Source organism: uncultured Propionibacterium sp., from assembly GCF_963539965.1.
In the GTDB taxonomy this organism is placed as follows: domain Bacteria; phylum Actinomycetota; class Actinomycetes; order Propionibacteriales; family Propionibacteriaceae; genus Propionibacterium.
Genome location: NZ_CAUTOU010000029.1, coordinates 19,315 through 28,279 on the forward strand (window position 1 = coordinate 19,315; position 8,965 = coordinate 28,279).

Here is an 8,965-nt window from a genome sequence, read left to right on the forward strand (position 1 = left end):
CGCCCGGTGGCGGTGGCCCCGCCGGGCCGACCCGGGTCGCGCCGGCTCAGTAGTGGCTGACCACCGCCGTGCCCACGGGCGCGAAGGCGAAGACGTATTGGGCGTCAGAAGTCGACATGTTGACGCAGCCGTGCGAGCCGCCGGGGCCGTCCCAGCCGAACGAGGGCTGCCACGGGGCGGCGTGCAGGGCGTAGGAGCCGTAGAAGTACGTGACCCATTCGACGCCGGGGGCGGTCCAGGCGGTGCCGTCCTCGTTGGTGCCGCGCATCGTCTGGGACTCGTACTTCAGGTACACGTGGTAGGTGCCCGTGACGGTCTCCATGCCGGGCCTGCCGGGAACCATGAGCATCGTGGCCTGGGCGTCCGCGCCGATGTAGGCGGTGACCGTGTCGCTGCCGAGGTCGACGTCGAGCCAGCGCTCGCCGGGGGCGGCCTGGTAGGGGAGGTTCTCGGCGCCGTCGGCGATGACCTTGTCGGTGTTCTGCGCCTCGACGGCGTCGTAGGTGAAGACGCCGGAGTAGGACCGGCCGGCATCCAGTGCGTCGGCGAGTTGCCGGGCGATCGCATCGGCGTTGTTGACGGATCTCCCGTCGGCGCTCAGGGCGGTGACGCGCAGCACGTCACCGGAGGAGTTCACCAGACGGGAGCCGTTGACCGGATCGGCGTTGGTGCCGGCGGCGGCGCTGCTCACCCATTCGGCCACTCTGGCCCGGTCGATGCCCGGGTCGGCAAGGCGCCCGTCCTGGTCGGTGGTGCTCACCCAGGCGGCCTTGTCGGCCGCGGTGGCGGTGATGACGGTGCCGTCATCAGCGGTCACCGAGACGTCCGGCGCGATGAGGGCGTTGGCGGCGTCGGCCCCGGCCCGGGCCTGCTCGGTGGTGACGGCCGGCTCCACCTCGGTGAGCGTCAGGGCCAGCGACTGCCCGGTCAGCGAGCACCCGGCCCTGGACGCGGCGTCGGCGACGGAACTCATGTCATAGCCCCTGCCCTTCTCCCCGGGCGTGACGGCGAAGATGCCCTCACCGGTCGAGAAGGAGAAGGAGGCGTCCCTGGCGGTCGCGCCGTGACGGGCCGCGAGGTCGTCGAGGTAGGCCTTCTGGGCATCCTGGTCGACGGTGACGACGGCCGGAGTGTCCCTTCCGCGGACGATGGCGGTGAAGCGCGCGGCGACCGATCCGTTCGCCGCGAAGGCCTGGTCGACGGTGGCCTGGGCGTCGACGCGCACGCCGAGCGCGGACAGGGGAGCGCGGTACTCCTGGTCGTCCATGGTGACGACGACGGCCAGGTCCCTGGCGCGCTGCTCGATGGAGGCGCGCACCTGCTCGACGGATTCGCCGGCGATCGACTGACCGGCGACACTCGCGCCGGGCAGGCCGTGATCGGCCATGCGCAGGCCGTATCCCGCAGCGCTCGCGGCGGCGATGACGACGACTACCAGCAGTACGGCGAGCAGCCCGGTTCTCTCCCTCAGCGCGACCTTGCCCACCGGAGCAGTCTAAGGGATCGCCCTCCCGCGTCCCAGTTGTCCACCATTGCGGCGCGGCGTGTCACGGCCCGGTGCACCGCGGCCGGCCGGGCCGCCCGCGCGGGCTCCCGGTCAAGAGGCCGGCGTCTCGGCAGTGGCGACGATGAAGCCGCGCGCCAGCGTGTGGAAGAACATGGTGAACCCGAGGAAGGCCGGCGTGGAATCGGTCTTCACATCGACGTGGTCGGTGTCCAGGGCGAAGACCGTCAGGAAATAGCGGTGCGGGCCGTGACCGGCCGGGGGAGCGGCCCCGACGTAGCGGGGGTCGCCGGCGTCGTTGCGCAGCTGGACGGCGCGGTCCGGAAGCCCCGAGCCGGTGTCGTCGCCGGCGCCGGCGGGCAGACTCGTGCAGGTGGCGGGGATGTTCGCCACGACCCAGTGCCAGAAGCCCGAGCCGGTCGGGGCGTCCGGGTCGTACATGGTGACGGCGTAGCTCCTCGTGCCGTCCGGGGCACCGGACCACGACAGCTGGGGCGATACGTCGGCGCCACCGGCCACGCCCATCAGGCCCGACATCTGGGGCGGGGCGAGCCTCTGCCCATCGCGAACGGTCGCGCTGGTGACGGTGAGGGACGGGACGGCCCTCATCGTGGCGAAGGGATCATTGCGGGTCATCTTCGAGCTCCTCTCGACATGGTCCTGCCAGGTTATCGTCCGTGGGCGGCATCGTCGCGCTGGTCTGTGCCGGCGGCGCCGGCAAGTCGACCTTCCCGTCGGTCGTCCCGCGGCTGCTGGCGGCGGACGCCGGGTGCGACCACGGTGGGGCCTCGGCCCTGAACCTCCCCAGGATCGGTTCTGGCCACAGGATCCGCACAAGGAACGCCCAGGTGGGCTGCGCATCCTCGACCCATGCATGAGGCATTCAACCATCCCATCACCCGACGTGCGACGCTCAGCGGCCTGGCCCTCGCCGCCGCCTCCGTGCCCCTGCTGACCGCCTGCTCGTCATCGGCATCCGACTCGTCGGGGTCCGCCTCGGCCGGTCCGACGAGGGACTTCTCGGCCCTCGATTTCGACTCGTCGGCGGGCAGCGAGCAGACCACGACCGTCAGTACCGATGCCGGCGACGTCGAGGTGACCTGCCAGCAGTACGACTCGATCGTCTACTGCCTGGACCCGGTCGACACCACTTACCAGAGCCTGACGGTGAAGGTGCCGACTGCGCTCAACGGCACCGCCTGGGACGCTTCGGACGCCCCGATCGTCGTGGCGATGAACATCGGCGGGTACTCCTCGGCGACGGCCTTGAGCGGCGCGGCCGGCGGGAACGCCCCAGGAGCCTCCGGCTCCGGCACCCCGCCCGATGACGGCAGCGCCCCGAGCGACCCGGGCGGCGGCCCGGACCACTCGGACTCCGGCTCGGGCACGGACGGCGTCGCCTCCGGCGCCGGCGACACGGTCGGCGACGGCGGGCAGCGGGTCGACAACGGCGAGCTCGCCCTGGCCGCCGGCTACGTCGTGGTCGTCCCCGGTGCCCGCGGCCGCGACGCCCAGTCCTCGGACGGCACCTGGATCGGCAAGGCCCCGGCCCAGATCGTCGACCTGAAGGCTGCGATCCGCTGGATCCACCACAACCAGGGCAGGCTGCCCGGCAACACCGATCACATCATCACATCGGGCTCGTCGGCGGGCGGCGCGCTGTCGGCCCTGCTGGGTGCCTCGGGCGGCTCCGATCTCTACGCCGGCTATCTGGACGAGATCGGCGCCGCCGACGCCTCCGACGCCGTCTTCGGCTCGGCCGACTACTGCCCGCAGACCGACATCAAGCACGAGGACGTCATCTACGAGTGGACCTTCGGCTCCCAGCCCTACAACGGATCGGCGGTCGATGCCGACGTCTCCGGCGAGCTCGCCGGCGGATTCGACGACTACATGAACGAGTTGAGTCTGAGGGGCGTCGGCGACTACGGCACGCTCACGGCCGACAACTACGGCGACTACCTGGTCAGGACCTACCTGCAACCGGCCGCCACGACCTACCTGGCCGGTCTGTCGGGCTCCGAGCGCGAGAGCTATCTGTCGAGCAATTCCTGGATCACGTGGGAGAATTCCTCGGCGAGTTTCGGCTTCACCGACTTCCTGTCGCACGTCGGGCGCTCCAAGCCGTGCCCGGCCGTCGACCAGACCGATCTGGCCAGCGCCGAGAACGGCCTGTTCGGCAACGCCTCGACCGATGCGCGGCATTTCACGGACTTCGGCCTGCAGCTGGCCACCGGGGACGAGAGCGCCACCATCGACCAGGACATCCCCGACAAGCTGACGCTCATGAATCCGATGCACTTCCTGCGCGAGGCCAACCCGGGCCGCGCCAGGAAATGGTTCATCCGCGTGGGCACCTCGGACACCGACACCTCGCCGGTGATCTGCGCCGATCTCGCGGCCATGGCCACGGGACTGGGCGATGACGTCGATGCGCTCATGTACTGGGACGCCGGGCACGGCACCAACCAGGACGCCTCGGCCTTCATCGCCTGGATCGCTCAGCAGACGGGCTTCACCGCCTACTCGCCCTGACCCGCCGGTGCCGGTCCGCTGCTCGTGGACCGGCACCGGCGACGAGAACCGTCGGGCGCAAAAAACTGTACGGCCCGGCCGAGCCTCCCAGAGCCTGGCACAATCGGCCGTGTGGAGGTCCTGCGCGTCTTCAACAACAACGTGGTACTGGCGCGCGACGAGCTGGGCCGCGAGGTGGTCGTCACCGGCCGGGGCATCGGTTTTCAGCGAAAACCGGGCGACCCCGTCGACCCGGTACGCGTCGCGCGCCGCTTCGTCCCTGCCCGGAACGCCGTCTCCGTCGGCGAGATCCTCGCCGACATCCCTCTCGAGCGCATCAGTCTCATCGAGCAGGCCTTCGTACGCGCCACCCGCGAGCTCGGCGCCCCCGTCCCCTCCTCGACCATCATCGCCGTCGTCGACCATGTCAACCAGGCCATGGAACGCATCCGCCAGGGCCTGGCCATGGACTACCCGCTGCGCGCGGAGGTGGCCCACCTCCACCCCGAGGAACTGCGCCTGGCCGAGCGCATGATCGACGAGCTCAACGCCCGCCAGGGGATCCAGCTGCCCCGCGGCGAGGCCATCGCCCTCGCCCTTCACCTCTTCGACGCCGTCATCAACAGCGCCTCGGCCGAGCGGAGCTGGGCCCAGTCGCGTCTCATCGCCCAGATCTTCGAGATCCTCGCCGGCGTCTACGGGAAGGACTTCGACGCGGACTCCATCGACGCGGCCCGGTTCGCGGCCCATCTGCGATACTTCCTCGTCCGGGCGCGCAACGGCGGGCAGGTCGAGGACGGCACTGCCGGAGCCGTCGCGGCCGCACTGCGGCGAGCCCGGCCGCGGACGCGCCAGACGGCCCTGCGCGTGCGCGAACTGCTCGAGCTGCGCCTGGGAATCGAGGTCTCCGAGGACGAGACGGCCTATCTGACCATGCACCTGGCCCGCCTCGAGGCTGGGATGGAGCGCCGCGGACCCGCCCGGGGCGGGGATTCGGATCCGTAGCCGCGCGGGCCCGGAAGACGCTCCACCGGGGTCTTGCCACGAAGCCTCGACCCGCTTAACATCATTTGTGAACTGCGGTTCGCAGGATTGTCACCCGGTAAGGGGCAAGACCTGAGGCGTCCCGTGTGCTGTGCGCACAGGGGAGACCTCAGGTCTTTTTGTTTTCCGCTGGCCGCAACTGATCGAGGAGGATCAGAATGCCAAGAATCGATTATGCGGCGCTGGCGCCGGACCTGCTCGGCAAATTGGGGGGCGGGGAGAACGTCCGCAGCCTCGAGCACTGCGCCACCCGGCTCCGCTTCGCCCTCAAGGACGAGTCCAGGGCGCGGACCGATGACATCAAGGGAACCGCCGGCGTCGTCACCGTCGTCCAGGCCGGCGGTCAGTACCAGGTCGTCATCGGCAACGAGGTGCCCGAGGTCCACGCGGAGCTCATGAAGCTGCTGCCCGATCTCGCGGCGACTCCCGACGAGGAGGCCCCCGCCGCGAAGAAGAACCCGCTCGACGCCTTCATCGCCCTCATCTCCGCCATCTTCTCCCCGATGCTGTGGACGCTGGCGGGAACAGGCCTCTTCAAGGCGTTCCTCGCCATGTTCGTCACCTTCGGATGGATAAGCGACACGAGCGACACCTACACGGTGCTCTACGCCGCCTCGGACGCCTTCATGAACTTCCTGCCGATCGTCCTGGCCGTGACCTCCGCCCGTCATTTCAGGGCGAACCAGTTCACCGCCGTGGCGATCGCCGGCGCGCTCGTCTACCCGTCCATCGTCGCCATGAACGACGGCGGCTCCCACGACTTCCTCGGCATCCCGCTCGTCACCATGACCTACACGAGTTCCGTACTGCCGATCATCGTTGCCGTGTGGGTGCAGAGCCGCCTCGAGCGCGTCCTCATGAAGTACATTCCCAGCTCCTTCCGGAGCTTCATGACGCCGTGGATCGTAACCCTCGTCATGGTGCCGCTGACCCTGCTCACCATCGGCCCGGTCACCACCTACATCGCCAATGCCATCGCCGCGGGCGTCCAATGGCTGTTCGAGACCGTCCCCGTGTTCGGCGGCATCGTCATCGGCGGGTTATGGCAGGTCTTCGTCATATTCGGCCTGCACTGGGGGCTCGTGCCGATCATGACCCAGGAGATCACCTCCAACGGGTACTCCCTCATCTACGGCCCGATCATGGCCGCCGTCCTCGCCCAGGCCTCGGCGGCCCTCGCCGTCATGCTCCGCACCAGGGACCGGAAGACCCGGGAGCTGGCCGGACCAGCCGCATTGTCCGGCTTCCTCGCGGGCGTGACCGAGCCGGCCATCTACGGCATCAACCTGCCGCGCAAGCTCCCCCTCTACTTCGGCATCGCCGGCGGTGCGATCGGCGGCGCGCTCGGCGCCATCGCCGGCGGGCGCGTCGAACAGGCGGGCGTGTTCCCCTCGGTCATCGGCGTGCCGGCCTATCTGTCAACCCCGAACTTCGCCCTGTGGGCCCTCGGCGTGGTCCTGGCGTGCGTCATCGCCTTCTGCCTGACCTGGTTCTTCGGCGTCAAGGACGATCCGGCCTCCTCCGGGGACACCGCGGAACAGCCCTCCGAGGACTCCCGGGATGAGGGGGGCGCGGCCGGGACCGACGGGGCCGGCGACACCGGTACCATCGGAGCCCCGGTAGCGGGCCGCGTCATCGCCCTGGAGGACGTCCCCGACCCGGTCTTCTCCTCCGGAGCCATGGGCCGGGGTGCCGGCATCATCCCCTCCGACGGCACGATAGTGGCGCCGGTGGCGGGGGAGGTCGTCGTGGCGACCGAGACCGGCCATGCCATCGGCATCAGGTCCGACGACGGCGTCGAGGTACTCGTCCACATCGGCATCGACACCGTCGCCATGAAGGGCGACGGCTTCACCTGCCTGGTCGGCAAGGGCCAGCACGTCGACGCCGGCCAGGAGCTCGTCACGGTCGACCTGGCAAGGGTGGAGGCGGCCGGCCACTCCACGGTCACCGTCCTGCTCGTCACCAATTCCGCCGCGCTCGGCCCCGTCCGCGCCTGCGCCACGGGGCGGACCTTGGCCGCCGGCGCCACCGCCCTGGTCATCACGAAACGAGAAAGGAACACCATCGCATGACTGCCACTTTCGTCCCCTCCTTCCCGAACGGCTTCCTCTGGGGCGGGGCCACCGCCGCCAACCAGATCGAGGGCGCCTACGACGCCGATGGCAAGGGCCTGAGCGTCCAGGACGTCACCCCCCGAGGGGTCGCCGGGCCGCGCACCGACGGCCCGACGGCGGACAATCTCAAGCTCGGGGGCATCGACTTCTACCACCGCTACGCCGAGGACATCGCCCTGTTCGCCCGGATGGGCTTCAAGGTCTTCCGTTTCTCGATCGCGTGGTCGCGCATCTTCCCGAACGGCGACGAGGCCGAGCCGAACGAGTCGGGTCTGGCCTTCTACGACCGCGTCCTGGACGAGCTGGAGAGGCACGGCATCGAGCCTCTGGTCACCATCAGCCACTACGAGACCCCACTGCGCCTGGCGGAGAAGTACAACGGCTGGGCGGACCGCGAGCTCATCGGTTTCTACGAGCACTACGCCCGCACGCTCTTCCAGCGCTACGGGAACCGCGTCAGGTACTGGCTCACCTTCAACGAGATCAACTCGTTGCCGCACTTCCCCTTCGTCTCCGGCGGCATCGCCACGCCGAGGCAGGAGCTGAGCGACCAGGACCTCCACCAGGCGATGCACCACGAGCTCGTCGCCTCCGCTGCCGCCACCCGGGCCGCCAGGCGGACCAACCCCGACGTCCGGGTCGGCTGCATGCTCCTCGCCACGCCCTTCTACCCGCTCACACCGGACCCGCGTGACGTGTGGGCCGCCAAGCGGGCCGAGCGCGAGAACTACGCCTTCGGCGACGTGCACTGCCGCGGGCGGTACCCGGGCTACTTCCTGCGCGGGCTGCGCGAGAAGGGTGTCGAGCTCGACGTCACCGAGGAGGACGCCGCGCTGCTCGAGGAATACACGGTCGACTTCGTCTCCTTCAGCTACTACATGTCCATGTGCGAGACCGCCACCCAGCCGCGGGAGTCGGGCAGCGGCAATCTTCTCGGCGGAGTGGTCAATCCGACGCTCCAGGCCTCCGAGTGGGGCTGGCAGATCGACCCCGTCGGCCTGCGCATCGTCATGAACGACTACTGGGACCGCTGGGGCAAGCCGCTGTTCGTCGTCGAGAACGGGCTGGGCGCCAGGGACGTCCTCGTTGAGGGCCCGCACGGCCCGACCGTCGAGGACGACTACCGCATCTCCTACCTGAACGACCACCTCGTCCAGGTCGGCGAGGCCATCGCCGACGGGGTCGAGGTGCTGGGCTACACGAGCTGGGGCTGCATCGACCTGGTCTCCGCCTCCACCGCGCAGATGTCCAAGCGATACGGCTTCATCTACGTGGATCTGAACGATGACGGCACCGGCACGCTGGCCCGGTACCCGAAGAAGTCGTTCGACTGGTACCGCGAGGTCATAACCACCAATGGCGCCAGCCTGAGGACCTGAGCGGTCCCAGGCCCCTGCCGCGAGCCCCGGCTGGACCTGCTACGCCTCGGTAGGCTCGTGCATCCGCCAGGCGTTCCGGCGCTTCGGCCTGCACGCGGACGGGCAGCGGTGGCTTGTGCGAGTTTCTGTGCCCGTCATGCGGCCTGGGGCCTGGGCCGGGGGTTGCCGCCGGCTTCGTCGTGGTGCTGCGGGCCAGCGCAATCGGGTCGCCGCCGGCGGCGACCGGTACCGCACGCCCCGTACTGGCGTTCGTACCCATCGGGGCCTTTCCGCGGCTGGCCGAGAAAGCCGGCGCCCTGCTGAACGCCTTGCCACTGCCCGGAGCGGCGGACTGGTTGACAGATGGCGCACGCCGGCTGGGTTTTCCACAGGTGGTGTTCGGTTCTTTCCGGGGCTCGGTGCCGCGT

7 protein-coding genes are annotated in these 8,965 nt (G+C 69.7%); 5 read left to right on the plus strand and 2 right to left on the minus strand.

Translation table 11 applies throughout. The features are described 5' to 3' along the window. Positions 1–46: 46 nt before the first annotated feature. A complete protein-coding gene (locus R2N01_RS06575; protein WP_316669666.1) occupies positions 47–1,486 on the minus strand; it encodes a L,D-transpeptidase family protein in 1,440 nt (479 codons plus the stop codon). Between the two features lie 111 nt (positions 1,487–1,597). Beyond that, on the minus strand, positions 1,598–2,140 hold the full coding sequence (locus R2N01_RS06580) for a YbhB/YbcL family Raf kinase inhibitor-like protein (RefSeq protein ID WP_316669668.1): 543 nt from the start codon (positions 2,138–2,140) through the stop codon (positions 1,598–1,600). 234 nt (positions 2,141–2,374) lie between these two features. Here R2N01_RS06580 and R2N01_RS06585 point away from each other — a divergent pair, with 234 nt between their 5' ends. The 5 genes from R2N01_RS06585 to R2N01_RS06605 form a co-directional block, all read left to right on the plus strand. Continuing rightward, positions 2,375–4,039, plus strand: coding sequence for a subtype B tannase (locus tag R2N01_RS06585; protein ID WP_316669670.1), 1,665 nt, complete (start codon positions 2,375–2,377; stop codon positions 4,037–4,039). A gap of 111 nt (positions 4,040–4,150) precedes the next feature. After that, positions 4,151–5,023, plus strand: a complete 873-nt coding sequence (locus tag R2N01_RS06590; protein ID WP_316669672.1) for a PRD domain-containing protein — start codon at positions 4,151–4,153, stop codon at positions 5,021–5,023. Between the two features lie 197 nt (positions 5,024–5,220). Next, complete coding sequence (locus R2N01_RS06595) at positions 5,221–7,137, plus strand: beta-glucoside-specific PTS transporter subunit IIABC (protein WP_316669674.1); 1,917 nt, start codon at positions 5,221–5,223, stop codon at positions 7,135–7,137. Beyond that, positions 7,134–8,558: a glycoside hydrolase family 1 protein gene (locus R2N01_RS06600; RefSeq protein WP_316669676.1), complete on the plus strand. Its 1,425-nt coding sequence runs from the start codon at positions 7,134–7,136 to the stop codon at positions 8,556–8,558. The genes R2N01_RS06595 and R2N01_RS06600 overlap by 4 nt, the downstream gene beginning before the upstream one ends. Positions 8,559–8,737: 179 nt before the next feature. Continuing rightward, positions 8,738–8,965: hypothetical protein (locus R2N01_RS06605; protein WP_316669678.1), on the plus strand; the 228-nt coding region annotated here is incomplete at its 3' end.

Excerpts from the sequence above, each read along its gene's own strand:
- R2N01_RS06600 (WP_316669676.1), top strand. The coding sequence starts at position 7,134 with ATGACTGCCACTTTCGTCCCCTCCTTCCCGAACGGCTTCCTCTGGGGC.
- R2N01_RS06585 (WP_316669670.1), top strand. The coding sequence starts at position 2,375 with ATGCATGAGGCATTCAACCATCCCATCACCCGACGTGCGACGCTCAGC.
- R2N01_RS06580 (WP_316669668.1), bottom strand. The coding sequence starts at position 2,140 with ATGACCCGCAATGATCCCTTCGCCACGATGAGGGCCGTCCCGTCCCTC.
- R2N01_RS06595 (WP_316669674.1), top strand. The coding sequence starts at position 5,221 with ATGCCAAGAATCGATTATGCGGCGCTGGCGCCGGACCTGCTCGGCAAA.